Genomic DNA, 18,804 nt, shown 5'->3' on the forward strand with positions numbered 1-18,804 from the left:
GAGGGAACGAATTATCAATAAAAACTGCAAAAAGATTACAACATCATACCGCTTAATTTTAGGTTATCAACACTATTCATACCTCAACGCAGCCGCAGGATCAATTTTGGATGCTTGATAAGCAGGATATAGAGTGCAAAGTAGAGATAATAAAATCGATGTAAGTACAATAAGAGCAACCTGCCACATTGAAATGTCTGTTGGTAGAGGAATACCTACAGGGTTAATTAAACTAATTAAATCACCTAAATAAAGGGTGGCTAAGGTACCGAGTATTCCACCCAATATTGCACCCATCACACCAACAATAGAACCTTGCCACATAAATAATTGCATCACTTGTGATTTGGTTAATCCTTGCGTTTGTAGAATGGCAATTTCCCCTTGTTTATCAACGACCATTAAACTTAAAGACGTAATAATATTGGATATAGCGACAATAATAATCAGGCTAACGAGTAATCCCATCATATTTTTTTCCATTTTAACCGCTTGAAAAAACTCACCTTTTTGCTCTCTCCAATCATTAATTTGCCATTGAGACTGGTCAAAATAGTTGACTAAATCGGCGACTTGGAAAGGATCATTTAAAAATAGACGATACCCTTGCACTTCATTTGGTGGAATATGCAGTAAACGCCCAACATCACTTAAATTAGCAAATAAGGCAAAACTGTCTTGAGAATTTTGTCCAAAATAGAGACCTGAAACGGTAAATAATCGTTGTATAGGCATTTGACCAAAAGGTGTATAGCGACTATTTTCAGTTATAATCAACCGAATTTTATCACCTTCAATAATACCTAATTGATTAGCCAAAGAATAGCTAATAACAACATTAAATGAAGTGGCAGGTAGTAGTGATTGAACAGGTAAATCTGAAAGTGACGGATCATCATTGCTATTTTCTACCCCAATCAATTGCCCTACATTAATGCCTTTAGGACTTTGTACTACAACATTTGTACGGTTAATCGGTACATTTTTTGCAATAAATGAAGGAAATGTGACCGCTTGTTTTTTATCTAAATGTCCCTCAATAGGTGAAATAATAGCGTGAGGCAGATTAGAAAGTAAATTCTGTTTTTGCATATTTTCTAATCCATTCATCACAGAAAGTACAATAATTAGCGCCATCACACCGAGAATAATCCCTAAACTCGCCAGATTAGTGACTAATCGACCAAAACGGTCAGCACTTTTAGAGCGCCAGTAACGAAGGGCAATAAAGAGAGTTGTATTCAAATGCATTATTTACCAAATTGAGATACTAAAAAGTAAATGATATGCTTTTGATGGCTTTTTGTGAAGTGTTTATTTTGATGTTATTTATCTTTATTTGTAAATATCGCCACGGCTTCCAATATCTAAAACATAAATAACAATTTGATTGTTTATTATTCTAAAAATAGCCCTATTTTTGCCTATTTTTAGCCTAAAAATATCATCAAATTCTTTTGAATGAAATTTTTTAACATCGTATTTTTTTAAGTTGTCTTTATTGGTGCTAATTTCATCAAACGCCATTATAAACTTTAAGCCGATAATTTTATTTGACTGTATAAATTTTTGGGCTTTTTTATGATAAATAACCTTATAAAACATCTTTCACACTCATTTCTGAACCAGTTAAATCATTAAAATCAATATTTAATGCTTCTATTTCCGCTTGCTCTTCTGCTGACACGTTTTCAAGGTTTGCATTCATATATTGTAACAAATCCATATTTTCAGACTTTTCAATAAAATCTAGAGCTGTTTTACGCAACATTTCAGAAAATGACAAGCCATTTTTATTAGCAAAAGCTAAAATAGCATTGTAGTCCTGTTCTTCTAGGGTAATATTTTTTCTTACTATCATTTTTTTAACCTCTTTAAATGTGTCTGATGTGTATTATATGTATATGATATTTTTTAATCAAGTTCTGGGTGTGTTTTTAAAGGTGGATTCATTCTGTCTACATAATCTAAAATGGTTTTTAATGATATTGCTCAAAAGGGATCAATTAAGAAAGCATTAAAAATGGATTGTTATTAAACTAAATGAAAAACTTAAAAATTTTTTTGAAACTATAATGCCTTGCTATTACTAGCTTTATAATATTCTTTGAAATGTTAGTGAACGTTATAGAAATGGTATTTTGGTGCTAGAGTAGAGAATGAAAGAAAATAAAAGAGAATAAATAAGGAAATGGTGCTAGGGTCGGACTCTATTTTAATGGTTAAGTAATTGATAATGTTGTAATTTGTTTTTCTGTTATCTAAACCGTATGCCTAAATGTATGCCTAAAATCAAAAGTCACCTATAAAAATGCTAGTTTTTATTTGTTTTCATCTCTGGTTTTGGCGGGGTGTTCTTATGTTACGAATAGCTTACAGTAGAAAAACTTAAAATTCCAATAGTGATTACTTTCTACCTGTATTTTTGTAATATACTAACATCTACGTCTAAATAAGCACGAATTATTGTAATTAAAATTAGTAAGGAGTTATTAGTGCGTAATACGTTTAATTTTATTGGGTTTGCTATGACTAGCGTCGTAAAGTTTATTATGGCAATATCGATGATATTTGGCGGGTTGATTTGGACTGTCTATCTATTTTCATCAATGCCGTATTACTATTTTATAGTCGCTAGTATGTTCTTATTTTTGGTAATAGCTATCATACTTTACCGCCATAACAGGCTTATAAATATTGAGTTTGAGAAAAAAAGGAAAGAGCAAGAGAAAAAAGAAAAAGTACGTTATATTATCATTAAGTAATGTTACCCCTAAATTTTTAATTTCGCGATCGTAAAAATTGAGTTAAATGGGCGGTTCTCGCTTTTCTAGTTTATAGAGATTTTACCCCCCTGTAACCGTCATCATCCATCATCTTTTTATATAAATATTCTTTGCTATAGCTTGATATAGAAAACTACTATAACGCCTTATTACAAAAGGCTTTCAATATGGATTTTAATAAGTTAGAGGTTAAGCTAGATTAGGGATTATTAAGAAAGATGATGATGCTTAGAAATTCAAAAAATTGTCGAAAACCGGGTGCCGCTAACCCCGTGTAAAGCCCTACCCGTTGGGAGTACCTTATCAAGTATAACCATTATCAGAGTTTTATTTGGTTGCTTAATTGGTTAGGTTGAATGATTGTAAAATGTCGTGATTATTCTGATATATAGTAAGCTGGGATAGTTCGGTTGCGCTGTGAAAGCTTTCCGCCATATCAATAAAGGTTGGTAATAGTTGATCTATTCGTTGATGCGCTTTAGGTGTAACAATTCCTAATATCTGATAATAATCATCAAAAAAGAAGTGCCTAACATATACAACAAAATTATCACTTGTTCTATTATGTCCCTTATCTCTTTGCCACGTTTTAAGCGTCCAATCGCTACGATATAAAGCAATATGAATTTTGTTTAGTTGGCTTTCCATTGCTTTGGGATTATTTTCAAATTGTCCGTAATGTCCTAGGAAATCAGGGTATTTACCTGTATCGTGGAATACCGCCAACCCTGTCGCTATTTTTTCAATATGGGGAGTCTTTGTTAGTGAATGATGAATAGTAAATTTAACTGACATTATTAAGCCTATTTATCTACTGCATTGGTAAGCTCTGTTACTTCATCATTATTTAGTGATAAACCTTTGACTCTTACAATTTCAATGCCGATTAATCGCTCTTTTGACTTTCTGACATTATTTTCTAGGGTGTTCTTGGCATTTGAAAGTGTTCTAAATTCTGTGGTGTATTTGGTGAATATATCGCTTTTAAATTCTTGCTTTAAGAAGTTAAAAATAAAATTAACCGCATATTCCACAAGGATTAAATCACTTAGTTCATTTTTATTAATGGTATTAATACGCTCATTAGTAAAAGCATTTAATTCTTGAATAGAGCTAGATAGCAACCCAACCTGTTTGAATATCTCATCAGTGGTCGTCTTTTGGCTTGATAAAGTTTTAATCTTTTCAATAGAATAAGATACGTCTTGAAATAGGGTTGGCTTTGCTTGAATATTTGTAGCTACACCTAATGCCGTAAGCAATGCTATAAATGATTTTTTCAATTTCATAATACCCCTCCTAAATCTCATTACATAATTATACATATTGAACCGCATTCATTCAACATATTATGCTTTTGTGTGCGTTTAAATAACTACCGCCAAATAAAAAAGCCAGTAATTCGGTTATTCCGTACTACTGACCCTTACTGATTAGATGATAGGGTTTAGTCTAGTTACTTAATTTATTATTTTCAGGTTCTTTTTTAAATAATTTCGATTTTTTGATGTCTAATTTTTAGGGATACCCTCCCTAATTTTTAGGATGTAATGCTTGTTTTTTATACAAAATAGGGGATCTGTTCCCTAAAAATTAGGGAAGTCAGCCTCTTTTTTGCTTATTCTGTTCCCTAAAAATTAGGGAGCTTTATATATATTATAGCCATATACTTATTTTAATAATGACACTTTTTATATTTTAATGATAAAAAATAGTCAAAAATAGAGTGATAAAATAATTTGGGTCATTTCAGCACAAAAAATAGCAAAGAAGTATAAAAATTAGCGTGATGATTGATTGAATACAAAAAACGAATTTAAAGGCTCATACAGAGATTTTTTAATCAACTAATACAATCATAAGGGTTAAGTGGTTTTATTGTCTGTATGCTTCATTTATAGTGGTTTAAATTGATAATAAAAAAGGAGTGTAAAGAAATTACACCCCTTTGGTCTTATTGATTAGCTTTTTTCCATTTGTCACTGGGTCGGCTTTGTGGTTGAATTAGGTGTACGCCATTTCTACAATGATTGGGGAAACAAGTAGCACTGTATAAGCTACACTGGTTTTTGTGTCCTTGCCTTGTTATCTCCAAGAATTGATTATCCACCAATTCTTTTAAAGCTTTATGTAATGTTGCTTTAGATATTCCAAAACGATTTATCGCTTCCTTGTGTGTTTGTACAGCTTCTAAATTACCGTTGTTATAGCCATTATACCCGCCTATTAAAATGATAAAAACTTTGACCGCATTACCGCTTAGCTTTTTAAATTCATCACTACCCATTAAATCGTGTCTTAACGCAATAAAGGAGTTGTTATTCAAGCCATTTTTAAAATGGGCTTGTCGCCTCTGTTTCTTGGTTTTTTTGCGGTCAGCCGTTTGTCTTTCAATGCTTGCCCCCATATAACCACCTTTGCTATTCTTTATCTCTGCATTTAGTTACATAGTCCGCCACATTTTCATAATGATAGATTAAATAACTAAGGGCTTGCTTAAATTCTTTAAATGCTTTGGCTTCATTTTTTGATAATGTTTTCCCTTGTGCTAATTGCTTGTAAATCTCTTTACCAGCTTTCAAGCGTTTAACCAATTCTAAACACTCACCACGCATTTTAATTTTGTGATGATAGTCATCAGGGTAATTCTCTTTACAACGCTTTGTTGCTTGATTGGTTAGCTCAAATTGGCGGTTAAGTTGTGCCATTTTAAAGCTAAGAATATTCAAGGGCTTTTTAGTTGTTTGCTTAGTCATTGTTTAACCCTCTTGTTATTTCTCCCTCAATAATTTTATCCGCATTTTCTAGTAACGTTTGAATGTTCCATAACGCATTGCGAGTTATTTCACCGCTCATAATGAATTTATTGCCGTTATCTTCAAAGTGTTGAGATAAAATCATAAACGAGGCTAACGCCTGCGAAATGTTTTGATGTAATTCATCTTGTTGTTTAAGAGTTAAATTAGCCATTTTGTACCGCCTTTCTTTCTGCTGTGATTGCTTTCTCTTCTGCTTTTTTAGTTTGCTCTATGCTTTTCTCTAATAAGCCTTGAACTGTCCATAATAGATTGATTTTTACATCTTCAGGAATATCTAAATCTCCTGTGTCTGTGTAATAAATTGTCATTAACTCTATTACTGACTTAGCTTGCTCGAGTGAACAATAAATGTTTTGAATGTCATTAACTGGGCTTGAATTACGCATAAATTCCTCCTTGTAACTGGAATACGTTATCTATCATTGATGGCTGGTTTTTAAGGGTGATCGTATTGAGAGGTAAATCTGAACTAATGCCTTTGTTATCAATGCCTACAAGGTTGATCAGGCGTTGGTTATTTTGTTGAGTTTCAAGGATTGGCATAATCTGTCCAGTCTTTACAAAATCCATTTTTGGTTTTTGTCTAACTTCCACCATTGGTGAATGTTGTGCTTTTAGTGGCTCAATTTGAGCGACTAAATTTTGTGCTTTGTGTGAATTGATACGCCCACATACCGCCAATAGTTGATAATCTGCCGTTAGCTGGTAACGTGCTTCATCTTCATTTGGTGCTTGAATGCGTACTACTTCGGTATTAAAGGTTGGTTTTGTGCGATTGACACATAGTAATAAATAAATCATTGCTAATAACTCCACGATTAAATTATTTGAAGTTACCGCTTTTGTTCTCAGGCTTGGGCGGTAACGTGTAACGGGCTGAGAAACTACAAAACCGTGGAATGTAGCAAAGGGCGAACCTTTCCCATTACACGCTACCATTGAGAGAAAGCTAACCGCTAAATTTAAGCGATTATTTTCTTTAGGTGTGCGTATGCTACGAACAAAAAAAGCACGATTAAAAGGCGTGCTACTGTTCGCCACGGTTAAATTATTCGAGTTCTCAGGCTCGGTTGTAGATTTTGCTACAACGTTAATAATATAATCTTTTTGATTTTCTTGTTCAACCTGTTTTTTTGTACAATCCGCTAAAACAGTCATAGAATACGCTAAATATTCCAGTGATAAGCGGTTACTTTTTGATGATAATTTGCTATAATTCATAGCGTTATCAAGGTGCTTAGATAATTTCATTATTAATTCCTTAAGATTGCTTTGATAACAATCCGTAAATGTAAGTAGTCAAAATTAAGTAACACTGTTTAATAGCCCTGTTGTGTATGATAGGGCTTTTTGTTGCCTGTTATTCTCTCTCTACGCTTAATAGAGCCTTTTTTTGCTCTAAATCAATCAAACGTATTACTTGATACAAACTATGTTCTACGGCTTCATTTAGTCGCTTTCTTGCGAGCGTATAGGTCGGATAACTTCCTAAAATAATTTTGTTGCCATTGTTGGCGGTCGCTTCAACTTTAAATCTGTATTTCATTAGTTTTTATCCTCAAAATCAGGAGCAACTAATTTAATAACTGTTGGTCGTAATGTATTATCACTTGTCGAGTGTTCTATTACCTGTTTATCAAATCCTAATATCTTTGCTTGCCCCATTTTGGCTGATACGGCAGAGCTAAAGTTAGGGTTATCTCTATCCATTGCTTCATTAAATACCCTTTCTAAATCCAAAATAAGGCTATCTACGGTGATGTTATGGCGTTTTAAATGCTCTTTTCTTAATTCATCCAACCTTGCCGTAATCTTGCCGTTTTCGAGTAAATCAAATGCCTTACGGTGTACTGTGTCATCTTTCATATTTTCAGCATTATAGCTTTGTCGATATGCCTCACTTGCGTTACCTAATTCAATATATTTTTTACAAAATAATTCTTGCTTTGGTGTGAGTTCAGTCATTTCTTATGCTCCTATAAATCTATTATTTAGCATTGTTTTTAATTTTGCTTTGCGTATATTAAACGGTTGATTATCATCGAGTAGAAAGCCGTTAGCATTCTCTAAATATTCAACCTTAGATAACTGCTCAGCGTTAAAATGGCTTCTTAGGTCTTTATCGTCAGTGATATTATTCGCCTGCTTCCATTTAACTGGTGGCATATCTAATACAATGCGGTTGATTAAGTTAGCTTCATTTGAATAATGGCAAGGGTTTGTTATTTTTCCCTGTCTTTGGCGGTGCTTATAAAGTGCCTCACACATTCTTTGATAAGCTGTTTTAGTTGCTTGTCTTTCAATAAGCCATTGTTTACGTAATTCTTCAGTTGTACCAGGTGATATTTGAGATAGAGCTTCTTCACATTGAATAAAATACTGTCTAGCAAGTTTTCCCTGTTTATTACGCTCTACCATTGCCAATTCTTTAGCCATTGATAAAGTGATTTTGTACTCGATTTTATTATGTCCACCACGTCCTGTTTGCTTGACAAATTTATCAAGCAAAAAATAATCAGCATTCTTTTTAAATCCGTACAATTTGATATTGTTTTTTATCCAGTTAGCAAATTCTTGTTTACTTTCTAAGAATGAATGTAAATCCCTAGCATTAACATATTGAACCGCTATGCCTTGATGGTAGTCTTGTGTGACTGGTAAAAAGCCCTGTAATGGATTAGTTAAAGAGTTCATTCTTTGCCTCCTCTTCATTATCAAATCTTGATAAAGCGTATTGTTCTTCAGCTTCTGTTAGTTCGCCTCCTTTGGCTTTGTATAAAGCAATAACTCGCTTCATTGTGTCCAAATCAGGAATGCTATAAATAAAATAGTGATTGCCTGTTTCTTCATTCGCTGTTTTTGTACGCTTGATTTTAACGCCTTGCGGTAAGTGTTCTTTTTCTAATTTGTAGATGTAATTTCGAGGGCTAATAATCCATAAAAGGTTTTTATCAATGCCTGTAAAGTTTTCTAAAATAAGAAGTCTAAGAACCTTTAAAAATTGCGTTTGTCTTTTGGGTTTAGTAACACTGTTAGTCATACTCACCCCCCTAAGAATTAACATAATTTTCAATATCAGCTAAACGCCAGCGAACAGAACGCCCACCACAATTTTTAGGTGCTGGGAATGTTCCTTTTTTAACGTGCTGATAAATTGTAGTTGTACAAAAACCAGTGATTGCTTTTACATCATTAATATCAAGTAATAGTTTTTTTGTTGTAGGTTGGTTTATCTTTTCCATTTTAAATTACCTTTTTTTAATTAAGATTAATTTGTAACGCTTTCTTGCGTTGAGGGTAATTTAAAGGGGATTGATAAAATAAAAAATCTATATAGATGAAAGTAAGATCTATATAGACTTATTTAAAATATTGAAGGGATTATTTAAGATCTTTAGATTTTGAGAATTTGTCTCTTAAGTTACTTTCAGATAATCCAGTGTAACCTGTGTACATCTCGCTTAAGTCTTTAATTAACTTTTCTTGGTTTTCAAATGTTTCATTTGATAAACAAGTCTCTTTAAGTGCGTGAATTAGGTTTAAATATGCAGTTTCTGATTTTCCACTGATTATTTTATCTGATGGCTGATCATCTTTCTTTTTCAGTTCAGCCTGTAATTCTTCAACCTGTGCTTTTAATTCTTGATTGTCTTTTTGTAGCTGGGTTTCTTCTTCGCTTGGTTGTTCTGTGGTTATTGTATTTTTTAGCTCAATAATTAACTTATCTTTTTCAACTAAAAGAGAATCATTATATTGTAAATGTTCATCAAGTGTTCTTACCATTCCTTGCTCTTTAGCTAGTTGTTCTTCTAGTTCTAAAATTTTTATTTCAAGTAAATTTATTGTCTTGTCTTTATCATCTAATTGAACTGGGGGATTATTTAATGGTTTATAAGGTGGTACATTCCATTTTAAGCCGTAAGTATCTGCCCATTGTTTAGCTATATTGTGCGGTATTCTGATTGTATTATCCCAAATATGTCCGTTTATATCTGTTTCATAGTAGCATTTAATATCCCCTTTCTCGACTGCTCCATAGATGGCATCATAAATAATATTGTATCTAGGGTGCTTCTTATTTTTATTATAATCTCTAGGATCTAAATCTAAGAATAAAGAAATCACATTATCAATACATAAATCAGGGAACATAGACAAATGAGCAATATATTCTTTTTTACTTATCCCTTGTTCAGTTTCTATTTCAAAATCAAAATATTTTTTTGCGTCTTCTTTGGTAATTAAATATTCTTTAAGCCACGACATTACATACTCCTTAAAATGGCAATTCCATATCATTACTTCGTACAACGGCATTTAATTCATTTAGCAGGTTGGTGCTACTTACAGGTTCTATTCTTGGCTTTATGCCTCCGTATTGTTTAAATAATGGTATATTTTTATTTTCTGCTAAATCCAATAAATCCTGAGCTGCTTCACTATCTGAGTTATGTTTAGCTCTAGCGTATTCCATTAAATCATAAAGACTTACATAATCATCTCTATCTTGACTTATTTCACTCATAACGCCCCCTAGCGTATTCCCCAAGATAAGAGAGTAGCAAAGTAATAGGGTTTTACTCTTTCGGCTTGGGTAATTAATCCACGCCTAGCCACTCAAATTTATTTACCGAAATCAGGTAAAAAATACCGAAACTAGGTATAAATTACCTAAATTAGGTATTAACCATTAACAATTTTTAAATATCTTTCCTGTTCTGCTTTCTGATATTCCGCCACTAATTGCGTGAACATTTTAGCGTGCTTAGTTTCGTGATAGTCATCAAAACAAGCGTAGTATTTGGCTCTATCCGTGAATTTAATATCAATAGGCAAATAACCATTCTTTAATAACTCAAAATTCAATAATAACCGCCCTGTACGTCCGTTTCCGTCAATAAATGGGTGTATGCTTTCAAAAGCTAAATGAAACTCGCTAATCGCTTCTAAGGGGTGTTTTAGCTTCAATTCTTGGCGGTAGTGTTGAATAAGATTAGTTATTTGCTCTTTAATAAAATGCGGTTCGGTTGGTTCGTGATGGCTTCCCATAATTCGCACTTGTATTTGTCGATACTTACCTTTATTTTGACTATCGTTCATCAAAACTAGGCTATGAATATCTTTGATTATTCTCTCGCTTAATGTTTCATTGTCCGCCACTACATCAAATAAGTAATTAAACGCGTCTTTATAACCGATAATGTCTAAATGGTGTTTGAGTGGTTTTTCTGCAATGGTAATGCCCTCATTTAAAATCAAGGCAGTTTCTCTTAAGGTTAAGGTATTACCCTCAATAGCATTTGAGTTGTAGCTATTTTCGATAATAAATTCATCTCGCAAGCGTTTTAGTTCAGCTGGTGAGAGTGGTCTTAATTCTTGAATTTCAGCTTTTAAGCGGTCTATTTCATTGAGTAGTTTCATAATAGTAAGATATTTAAAGTCACTGTATATATTATCAGTGATTTTTATTTAGACTGCAAGTTGAAAATAAAAGAGAATGAAAGAATATAAAAGAATGTATATTGTTATGTTATGCGGTTATTGTGTGATAGTGGTGGGTAAAAGGCTTTCTTATTACGCACCGAATAATTGTTTATTTTTAGAACAAAACGCAAAATTGCGTTCTGTACATTACAGGGTGTACACCATTGGCGGATACCCCTTGTTGTTTGTGGATTATGCCTTTATGGTGTATATACTGTGTTTGGTGGTTGGTAAATACTCAAAGAAAACTGACCGCTTATAATCCTGTTGAGCAACTTTCCACATAATCGCCCCAACACTGCATTAAAGGTTTTCTTTGTTCTAAATAATTTGAGCGGTTGTAAGCCTTTCTTACTGCGTTGCTTATTTCGTGTGATAAACACGCCTCTATAACGTCGTATTGTTCTAAAAAGGTTTCATTAAGGTAAGTGCTAGCAATAGAGCGTAAACCGTGTGCTACGAGTTTGCCACCGTATCCCATTGAGCGTATAGCATTATTAACGGTTTCTTTATTCATTGGTCTATTTGGTTGCTTATCATTAAAGGGGAATATATAACGGCTATAGTTAGATATTTCTTTCATTACTTTTAAAACGTTTAAGGCTTGGGTTGAGAGCGGTACAGTATGCGACCTCTTGCCCCCTTTCATCTTTTCGGCTGGAATAGTCCATAACTTATTTTTAAAATCAATTTCAGCCCATTCCACTGTAACGGCTTCACTTGAACGAACCATTGTCAAAAGTTGCCATAAGATTAACTGCTTTCGCTTGGCGGATAGGTTGCTATGTCTTAATTTAGTTAGAAACTGCGGTAATTCTTCAGGGCGTATTGCTGGATTATGTATCACCGCTTGTCTTGGAAAGAATGAGCCAACATCACCGCATTTATTAAATTCTAAAATGCCACAATTAAGAGCAAATTTCATAATCTCATTTAATAAGCTAACACAACGATGTAATGTCTCAAATTTTTCTTGCTTGTATAACGGAGTGAGAGCAGTAATCACTAATCTTGGGTTTATGTCTGTAATTGGGTAATGCCCTAGATGTTTGAATAAGTGGTTTTCTAAACGCTTCCAGTTTTTGCTTAAAGTCGTTTCTTTGACTTCAGTCGCTTTTTTATTCCGCCAATCTCTTGCAACATTTAACAAAGTGTTATCTTGCTTTGCCAATGTTTCATCTTCTAGCTTTTGGCGGTAGATTTGTGGAGCTATATTTTGAGCAAGCAAAGATAAATATTCATCTCTGATACTTCTTGCTTGTGCTAGGGTAACGGCTGGATATTGCCCTAAGCCTATTAAAGCCCTTTTGGTTGAAAATGGTCTAGTATAGCGAAAACGCCACAATTTCGCTCCATTCGGTCTAATGAGTATTGTTAGCCCATTGCCGTCATATAAAGAATAATCCTTAGTTTTGGCTTTGGCTCTTTCTACTTCGGTATTAGTAAGTGGTTTTGTTATTCTTGCCATAATGTTTTAGTAATCTGTCTAATATTTTTAGGCATACGGCTATTTCGGTATGCCTAAAACTTGTAAATTGTATGCCTAAAATCTATAAATCCTGCAAAAATGAAGTGCGTTAAAGCTTTATATTTCAATGCTTTCGAGATTTTTAGGCATGCCGTTTTTAATATTTTAAAGAAACACTGTTTTTTCTTGTTCTGTATGCCTAAGTGTATGCCTAAAATCTGTGGCTGTAAACGTATTATTGCGTAAGAATATGAAAGAGAATAAAATATAAAAGTGCGTTAAAGCCTGTAATAGCAATGGTTTTGTGTAAGAGAGTGAAAGAAAATAAAAGAGAATAAATAAGGAAATGGTGCCTAGGGTCGGACTCGAACCGACACGATTATTCATCGGCGGATTTTGAATCCGCTGCGTCTACCAATTTCGCCACCCAGGCAGTGTGAAAACTCGCTAATTATAGAAACACATTGTCCTTTTCGCAAGTAGAAAAAACAAAAAATAACTTAACTGTTCTAAAATCCAACATTTTTTTCAATAACTGAAATCATTCATTCTAAAAAATAGTAAAAAATGCTATATTATTGGGTTGTGTTTATTTAATTTGAAGATGAAACGATGGCGAATTATTTTGATATTTCAGTGGCGGTAGCAGGGGCTTGTCAAGCGGGTAGTTTAGTGCAGAAATTTGCACATAAAGGAAACAGTGGTGAGGATAATGAAATACTTGGTTACTCTTTAAAAAGTTTATTTGTTTCCCAACCTGATAGCACCTTAGCAGTATTTGATAATGATTTATCTCACTTAAAATTAGGCATTGAAGCAGCAATGGCTCAGTTTGGTGGCGGTAAAGGTAATTTAGATACTGAAGTGAGTCGCTATTGGATCGGTGTATTCGCATTAAGTAAAAAATTATTAGAAAATCCTGATGCAAAAACGGAGTTAGTACAACGTTTACAGCAAGTTGAACGTCAGTTGTTGATTTGTGAAAATGATATATTAAATGAACAAATTATTGCGAATTTAGCGAGTATTTATCGAGAAGTTATTAGCCCACTAGGTACACAAATTCAAGTAACAGGTTCGCCACAACACCTTTCTCGAACAGATGTTCAAAATCGTATTCGTGCCACGTTACTTGCGGGTGTACGTGCAGGGGTCTTGTGGCAACAAGTTGGCGGAAAACGTTGGCAGTTTTTGTTCGCACGCAAAAAAGTCTTAACCCAAATGCAATCTTTTTATCAAACATTATAATTTTATCGGAGAATATTTTATGGAACTTAATAGCCTTACCGCTGTTTCGCCAATTGATGGTCGCTATCAAGATAAAGTGGCAGATTTACGTTCAATTTTTAGTGAGTTTGGATTAATTAAATTTCGTGTAACAGTAGAAATAAAATGGTTGCAAAAATTAGCAGAAATGCCAGCCATTCAAGAAGTGCCGACCTTATCAAACGAGTCTAATCAATATTTAAATCAAATTATTGAAAATTTTTCAGTTCAAGACGCCCAGCGAATTAAAGAGATTGAGCGAGTGACCAATCACGATGTCAAAGCCGTAGAATATTTTTTAAAAGAGAAAAGCGAAGCTGTGACTGAATTAGCAAAAATTAGCGAATTTTGGCACTTTGCTTGTACGTCGGAAGATATCAATAACCTTTCTCACGCTTTGATGTTAAAAACAGCACGTGAAGAAGTGCTATTACCACAATGGAAAGCCCTGACCAATGCAATTGTTGAACTAGCAAATCGTTATCAACATATCCCAATGCTATGTCGCACACACGGTCAGCCTGCAACACCTTCTACAATGGGTAAAGAAATGGCGAATGTGGCATATCGTTTAAAACGTCAATTTAAACAGTTGCAACACATTGAAGTACTAGGAAAAATCAATGGTGCAGTGGGGAATTATAATGCTCACTTATCGGCTTATCCTGAGATTGATTGGCATAAATTTAGCCAAGAATTTGTGACTTCATTAGGTATTGAGTGGAACCCATATACTACTCAAATTGAACCACATGATTATATTGCTGAATATTTTGATTGCATTGCTCGTTTTAACACTATTTTAATTGATTTTGACCGTGATTTATGGGGCTATATCGCTTTAAATTATTTCAAACAACGCACCATTGCGGGCGAAATTGGGTCAAGCACAATGCCACACAAAGTAAACCCGATCGACTTTGAAAATTCTGAAGGAAATTTAGGTTTAGCCAATGCGTTAATGAGTCACCTTGCTCAAAAATTACCGATTTCTCGCTGGCAGCGTGACTTAACGGATTCGACCGTGTTGCGTAATTTAGGCGTAGGTGTGGGCTATTCGTTGATTGCATACAGCTCAACCTTAAAAGGGATCAGTAAATTAGAAGTAAATGAAGAACGTTTACAAGAAGATCTCGATCAAAACTGGGAAGTATTAGCGGAGCCGATCCAAACCGTAATGCGTCGCTATGGCATTGAAAAACCTTATGAAAAATTAAAAGAACTCACACGAGGCAAGCGAGTAACCAAAGAAATTATGCAAAATTTCGTTGAAACGTTACCGCTTCCACAGGCTGAAATTGAACGCCTTAAACAAATGACACCTGCGAGTTATATTGGTTATGCGGTAGAGTTGGTTGAGGAGTTGGATTAGAAGCCTATTGATTTAGGATTTGAAGAGATTGAGTATGAATTTTTTTAAGAAATTAGGACAATCTATTTTTGACGAAAATAAGGATATTGTTAAAAATATAGAAGATATTAAAAGTAATCTTAGTAAGACAGAAGAAAATATTGTAAATATAAATCAAAATCTTAGTAATATTAGCGACAGTGTTGAGGGATTGAATAAGAGTATTAAAAATCTATTTAGTACCTATAGTGTTTACATTATTTTAGGTATTACTGTAGGTTCAGCAATATTAGGTGGTTTTATTATTTATGTACACCTATCCAGAATAAATGCTCTTTCTCTTTTTCCTGATTTAATTGATAGTAGGAATATATTTATTAGTATGACAATAAGTTGTATTTCTATAATCAGTATCTTTATATTATTATCAGTTGTTTATTCTTTTATTTTAAACAAATGCCATACTTTCTTTAAAGAAAAATATGATATTGCAATTAATAATAAAATAGGTATTTTTTGTATTATTTCAATTTTTATTATTTATTTTTATTTTTTTAGTAATTTAAAGCTTATCTATCATATAGTATTTCTGTCTGTCCCTACTATATTTTTACTGAGTTACTTTTTATATTATTATAAAAATATATATTTTCTATCAGGGTTTTCTTTAAAGTTATATATGATTATTGATATGATGTTCTGTATTCCTTTATTTTTCATAATTTCATGGGTTACATCCTATATATTTAGAATTTATTTGAATGGGGATGATAACTATTTTATGATAATTTTTATTATTAATTATCTTTTTATGCTATTACTTTACTATTTTCCATTAGTATCATTTTTTATGAGTTGCTTATTATTTTTTTTATTCATTGTGATGATTATTTTAGTACCTCTTCATTTTTCTAATTTAAAATATATTTCTCCATTAGAGTTTTCTTTAGAAAAATTAGGAGTGTTAGAAAGAATTAATCAATCACAATGGTATTTAATTGATAAACGTTTTATTCAAAATAAATATTCTTATCTTGCTCCAGATAGTAATTTTTATATAGACGTAGAAAAAGTTGAAAGATTAAAAAATAAATTTGGAAATAGCAAAGGTAAATGTTCGAAAGAGCATATATCTAAAAATGCATTGTGTGGCTATTTTGCTTGGAATTTAGGGGAAGAGAAAGTTTTTTGTCCTAGTCATATTGATAATACTGCAAAAATAAATGCTAAACAAGAGTGCCTTCTTATAGAAGGCAAATATTTAACCCAATCATTAAATTAGTTTGTAATATTTAATCATAATAGAAGCGGTACGATACTTATTAAAATTTGCAAATTTTTATCTTTATCCTACCGCTTTATTGTAAAAATGTAATTTAAAAAACCAAAGGAGAATCCTATGCCACATTTAAAAATTCGTGGAATTGAAAAAAACTTAATTGTTGAAAACAGTAAAGAGATCATCGATGGTTTAACTGAAATCATTAAATGTGATCGTGATTGGTTTACTTTAGAGTGTAATCCAACCGAGTATATTTTTGATGGTAAAATCGTTGAGGGCTTTACTTTTGTTGAGCTTTATTGGTTTGATCGAGGTGAGGAAGTGAAAAAGCAAACGGCTGATTTTCTTATTAACTTGATCAGAAAAATCAATAACAATAAAGATTGCACATTGATTTTCTTCCCTCTAACAGGAGATAATTATTGTGAAAATGGTGAGTTTTTTGGTTAAATAACTTATATTTGAAGCGGTAACATCTTGAATAAAATTTGCAAATTTTAAACAGAATGTTACCGCTTGTTTTTTTAGATTAAAAACTAATCTTTACCTACGTGAAGAATTGCCAGGAAGGCTTCTTGTGGTACTTCAACATTACCTACAGACTTCATTCGTTTTTTACCTTCTTTCTGCTTTTGTAACAGTTTTTTCTTACGGCTCACATCACCACCATAACATTTTGCTAATACATTTTTACGGAGCTGTTTAACCGTTGAACGAGCAATAATATGGTTACCAATAGCCGCTTGAATCGCAATATCAAATTGTTGACGTGGAATCAATTCTTTCATTTTTTCTACTAATTCACGACCACGATAAGGGGCATTGGCTTTATGAACAATTAAAGCTAGAGCATCAACACGCTCACCGTTGATCATTATATCTACACGAACCATATCTGCAGCTTGGAAGTGTTTGAAGTTATAATCTAACGAAGCATAACCACGAGAGGTTGATTTTATTCGATCAAAGAAATCTAATACCACTTCACCCATTGGAATTTCATAAGTTAGCGCAACTTGATTACCGTGATACACCATATTGGTTTGTACACCACGTTTTTCAATACAAAGGGTAATAACATTGCCTAAAAACTCTTGTGGAACAAGAATATTACATTCTGCAATGGGTTCACGGATTTCTGCAATATTATTTAATGGCGGTAATTTAGCAGGACTATCGACATATTCGATATCTCCATTATTTAATGCTACTTCATAAACTACCGTTGGAGCAGTGGTAATTAAATCCAAGTCATATTCACGCTCTAAACGCTCTTGGATAATTTCCATATGTAGCAGACCTAAAAATCCACAACGGAAACCAAAGCCTAAAGCCGTTGAGGTTTCTGGTTCATAAAATAACGAAGCATCGTTAAGACTTAATTTTCCTAGTGCATCACGGAACGATTCATAATCATCGGAACTGATAGGGAATAAACCTGCATAGACTTGTGGTTTCACTTTTTGAAAACCTGGTAAAATATCACTCGCTGCATTGTGTTGATGTGTAATTGTATCGCCGACAGGTGCACCTAAAATATCTTTAATGCCACAGACAACCCAGCCTACTTCACCACAGTGAAGAACATCGGTATCCGTCTGTTTTGGAGTAAAAATACCTAAACGATCGATATTATAGTTAATGCCTGTACTCATTATTTTGATTTTATCATTTTTGCGTAGAGTACCATTTTTAACACGAATCAGAGAAACAATACCTAAATAATTATCGAACCAAGAATCAATAATTAAAGCTTGTAATTTTGCATTAGGATCACCTTCTGGAGCTGGCATTTTAGTGACAATTTCTTCTAACACATCTGCAATGCCTTCCCCTGTTTTAGCAGAGCAACGTACCGCTTCAATGGCTTCAATACCCACAATATCTTCAATTTCTTCTGCCACACGCTCAGGCTCTGCGGCAGGTAAGTCAATTTTATTTAATACAGGAATAACTTCTAAATCCATACCCATTGCGGTGTAACAATTTGCGAGAGTTTGAGCTTCCACACCTTGTCCTGCATCAACCACGAGTAACGCACCTTCACAAGCAGATAGTGAACGAGACACTTCATAAGAGAAATCGACGTGTCCAGGTGTATCGATAAAGTTAAGCTGATAAGTTTCACCGTCTTTTGCTTTATAATTTAAAGTAACACTTTGGGCTTTAATTGTAATACCACGTTCACGTTCTAAATCCATTGAATCTAACACTTGAGCCGCCATTTCACGATCTGTTAAACCACCACAAGTTTGAATTAAGCGATCAGACAGTGTCGATTTGCCGTGATCAATATGGGCAATAATCGAAAAGTTACGAATATTTTTCATTTCCATTTTATATTTCCG

24 protein-coding genes and 1 tRNA gene are annotated in these 18,804 nt (G+C 33.3%); 4 read left to right on the plus strand and 21 right to left on the minus strand.

From position 1 onward, the window contains the following. Positions 1 to 72: 72 nt before the first annotated feature. From A6B44_RS02735 to A6B44_RS02830, 20 genes are all read right to left on the minus strand, one after another. Positions 73 to 1,251 carry a lipoprotein-releasing ABC transporter permease subunit gene (locus A6B44_RS02735; protein ID WP_090921801.1) on the minus strand — a complete coding sequence of 393 codons (1,179 nt, stop codon included), beginning with the start codon at positions 1,249 to 1,251 and terminating at the stop codon, positions 73 to 75. 84 nt (positions 1,252 to 1,335) lie between these two features. Next, positions 1,336 to 1,605 carry a type II toxin-antitoxin system RelE family toxin gene (locus A6B44_RS02740; protein WP_090921803.1) on the minus strand — a complete coding sequence of 90 codons (270 nt, stop codon included), beginning with the start codon at positions 1,603 to 1,605 and terminating at the stop codon, positions 1,336 to 1,338. Then, positions 1,595 to 1,861 carry a hypothetical protein gene (locus A6B44_RS02745; protein ID WP_090921805.1) on the minus strand — a complete coding sequence of 89 codons (267 nt, stop codon included), beginning with the start codon at positions 1,859 to 1,861 and terminating at the stop codon, positions 1,595 to 1,597. The genes A6B44_RS02740 and A6B44_RS02745 overlap by 11 nt, the downstream gene beginning before the upstream one ends. A 1,264-nt stretch (positions 1,862 to 3,125) precedes the next feature. Beyond that, positions 3,126 to 3,581 (minus strand): type II toxin-antitoxin system YafO family toxin, encoded by a 456-nt coding sequence (locus tag A6B44_RS02750; protein ID WP_090921809.1) that lies wholly within the window; start codon positions 3,579 to 3,581, stop codon positions 3,126 to 3,128. 8 nt (positions 3,582 to 3,589) lie between these two features. Then, positions 3,590 to 4,075: a hypothetical protein gene (locus A6B44_RS02755; RefSeq protein ID WP_090921811.1), complete on the minus strand. Its 486-nt coding sequence runs from the start codon at positions 4,073 to 4,075 to the stop codon at positions 3,590 to 3,592. A gap of 665 nt (positions 4,076 to 4,740) precedes the next feature. Further along, positions 4,741 to 5,193: a hypothetical protein gene (locus A6B44_RS02760; protein WP_090921813.1), complete on the minus strand. Its 453-nt coding sequence runs from the start codon at positions 5,191 to 5,193 to the stop codon at positions 4,741 to 4,743. Positions 5,194 to 5,206: 13 nt separating this feature from the next. Next, positions 5,207 to 5,542, minus strand: coding sequence for a hypothetical protein (locus tag A6B44_RS02765; protein ID WP_090921815.1), 336 nt, complete (start codon positions 5,540 to 5,542; stop codon positions 5,207 to 5,209). Further along, positions 5,535 to 5,756 carry a hypothetical protein gene (locus A6B44_RS02770; RefSeq protein ID WP_090921817.1) on the minus strand — a complete coding sequence of 74 codons (222 nt, stop codon included), beginning with the start codon at positions 5,754 to 5,756 and terminating at the stop codon, positions 5,535 to 5,537. The genes A6B44_RS02765 and A6B44_RS02770 overlap by 8 nt, the downstream gene beginning before the upstream one ends. Beyond that, on the minus strand, positions 5,749 to 5,991 hold the full coding sequence (locus tag A6B44_RS02775; RefSeq protein ID WP_090921819.1) for a hypothetical protein: 243 nt from the start codon (positions 5,989 to 5,991) through the stop codon (positions 5,749 to 5,751). The genes A6B44_RS02770 and A6B44_RS02775 overlap by 8 nt, the downstream gene beginning before the upstream one ends. Next, on the minus strand, positions 5,984 to 6,856 hold the full coding sequence (locus tag A6B44_RS02780; RefSeq protein ID WP_176673450.1) for a host cell division inhibitor Icd-like protein: 873 nt from the start codon (positions 6,854 to 6,856) through the stop codon (positions 5,984 to 5,986). Before A6B44_RS02780 ends, A6B44_RS02775 begins: the two co-directional genes overlap by 8 nt. A 109-nt stretch (positions 6,857 to 6,965) precedes the next feature. Further along, positions 6,966 to 7,151: a hypothetical protein gene (locus A6B44_RS02785; protein ID WP_090921821.1), complete on the minus strand. Its 186-nt coding sequence runs from the start codon at positions 7,149 to 7,151 to the stop codon at positions 6,966 to 6,968. Next, positions 7,151 to 7,570 (minus strand): terminase small subunit, encoded by a 420-nt coding sequence (locus A6B44_RS02790; RefSeq protein ID WP_090921823.1) that lies wholly within the window; start codon positions 7,568 to 7,570, stop codon positions 7,151 to 7,153. The genes A6B44_RS02785 and A6B44_RS02790 overlap by 1 nt, the downstream gene beginning before the upstream one ends. Before the next feature lie 3 nt (positions 7,571 to 7,573). Further along, positions 7,574 to 8,299, minus strand: coding sequence for an antA/AntB antirepressor family protein (locus A6B44_RS02795; RefSeq protein WP_090921825.1), 726 nt, complete (start codon positions 8,297 to 8,299; stop codon positions 7,574 to 7,576). Then, entirely contained in the window at positions 8,283 to 8,645 is a 363-nt protein-coding gene (locus tag A6B44_RS02800) for a hypothetical protein (RefSeq protein ID WP_090921827.1), read from the minus strand. The genes A6B44_RS02795 and A6B44_RS02800 overlap by 17 nt, the downstream gene beginning before the upstream one ends. Positions 8,646 to 8,655: 10 nt before the next feature. After that, positions 8,656 to 8,847: a helix-turn-helix transcriptional regulator gene (locus tag A6B44_RS02805; protein ID WP_090921829.1), complete on the minus strand. Its 192-nt coding sequence runs from the start codon at positions 8,845 to 8,847 to the stop codon at positions 8,656 to 8,658. A 139-nt stretch (positions 8,848 to 8,986) separates the two neighbouring features. Further along, on the minus strand, positions 8,987 to 9,871 hold the full coding sequence (locus A6B44_RS02810) for a hypothetical protein (protein ID WP_090921832.1): 885 nt from the start codon (positions 9,869 to 9,871) through the stop codon (positions 8,987 to 8,989). Between the two features lie 10 nt (positions 9,872 to 9,881). Then, positions 9,882 to 10,130: a hypothetical protein gene (locus A6B44_RS02815; RefSeq protein ID WP_090921834.1), complete on the minus strand. Its 249-nt coding sequence runs from the start codon at positions 10,128 to 10,130 to the stop codon at positions 9,882 to 9,884. A gap of 158 nt (positions 10,131 to 10,288) precedes the next feature. Then, positions 10,289 to 11,026 (minus strand): Fic family protein, encoded by a 738-nt coding sequence (locus A6B44_RS02820; RefSeq protein WP_090921836.1) that lies wholly within the window; start codon positions 11,024 to 11,026, stop codon positions 10,289 to 10,291. A 319-nt stretch (positions 11,027 to 11,345) separates the two neighbouring features. Beyond that, entirely contained in the window at positions 11,346 to 12,557 is a 1,212-nt protein-coding gene (locus A6B44_RS02825) for a tyrosine-type recombinase/integrase (protein ID WP_090921838.1), read from the minus strand. 347 nt (positions 12,558 to 12,904) lie between these two features. Beyond that, a tRNA-Leu gene (locus tag A6B44_RS02830) sits at positions 12,905 to 12,990 on the minus strand. Between the two features lie 179 nt (positions 12,991 to 13,169). Here A6B44_RS02830 and hflD point away from each other — a divergent pair. From hflD to A6B44_RS02850, 4 genes are all read left to right on the plus strand, one after another. Further along, positions 13,170 to 13,805 carry a high frequency lysogenization protein HflD gene (gene hflD / locus A6B44_RS02835; RefSeq protein ID WP_090921841.1) on the plus strand — a complete coding sequence of 212 codons (636 nt, stop codon included), beginning with the start codon at positions 13,170 to 13,172 and terminating at the stop codon, positions 13,803 to 13,805. A gap of 19 nt (positions 13,806 to 13,824) precedes the next feature. Next, the gene (gene purB, locus A6B44_RS02840; protein ID WP_090921843.1) at positions 13,825 to 15,195 is read left to right on the plus strand and encodes an adenylosuccinate lyase; all 1,371 of its coding nucleotides are present in this window, start codon (positions 13,825 to 13,827) and stop codon (positions 15,193 to 15,195) included. A 34-nt stretch (positions 15,196 to 15,229) separates the two neighbouring features. Next, complete coding sequence (locus tag A6B44_RS02845; RefSeq protein ID WP_090921845.1) at positions 15,230 to 16,456, plus strand: hypothetical protein; 1,227 nt, start codon at positions 15,230 to 15,232, stop codon at positions 16,454 to 16,456. A gap of 117 nt (positions 16,457 to 16,573) precedes the next feature. Further along, positions 16,574 to 16,906 carry a DUF1904 domain-containing protein gene (locus A6B44_RS02850; protein WP_090921847.1) on the plus strand — a complete coding sequence of 111 codons (333 nt, stop codon included), beginning with the start codon at positions 16,574 to 16,576 and terminating at the stop codon, positions 16,904 to 16,906. A gap of 86 nt (positions 16,907 to 16,992) precedes the next feature. Here the strand turns inward: A6B44_RS02850 and lepA are convergent, their stop codons facing one another. Continuing rightward, on the minus strand, positions 16,993 to 18,786 hold the full coding sequence (lepA, locus tag A6B44_RS02855; RefSeq protein ID WP_090921864.1) for a translation elongation factor 4: 1,794 nt from the start codon (positions 18,784 to 18,786) through the stop codon (positions 16,993 to 16,995). Between the last annotated feature and the right edge of the window lie 18 nt (positions 18,787 to 18,804).

Source organism: Pasteurella skyensis, assembly GCF_013377295.1.
Lineage (GTDB): Bacteria > Pseudomonadota > Gammaproteobacteria > Enterobacterales > Pasteurellaceae > Phocoenobacter > Phocoenobacter skyensis.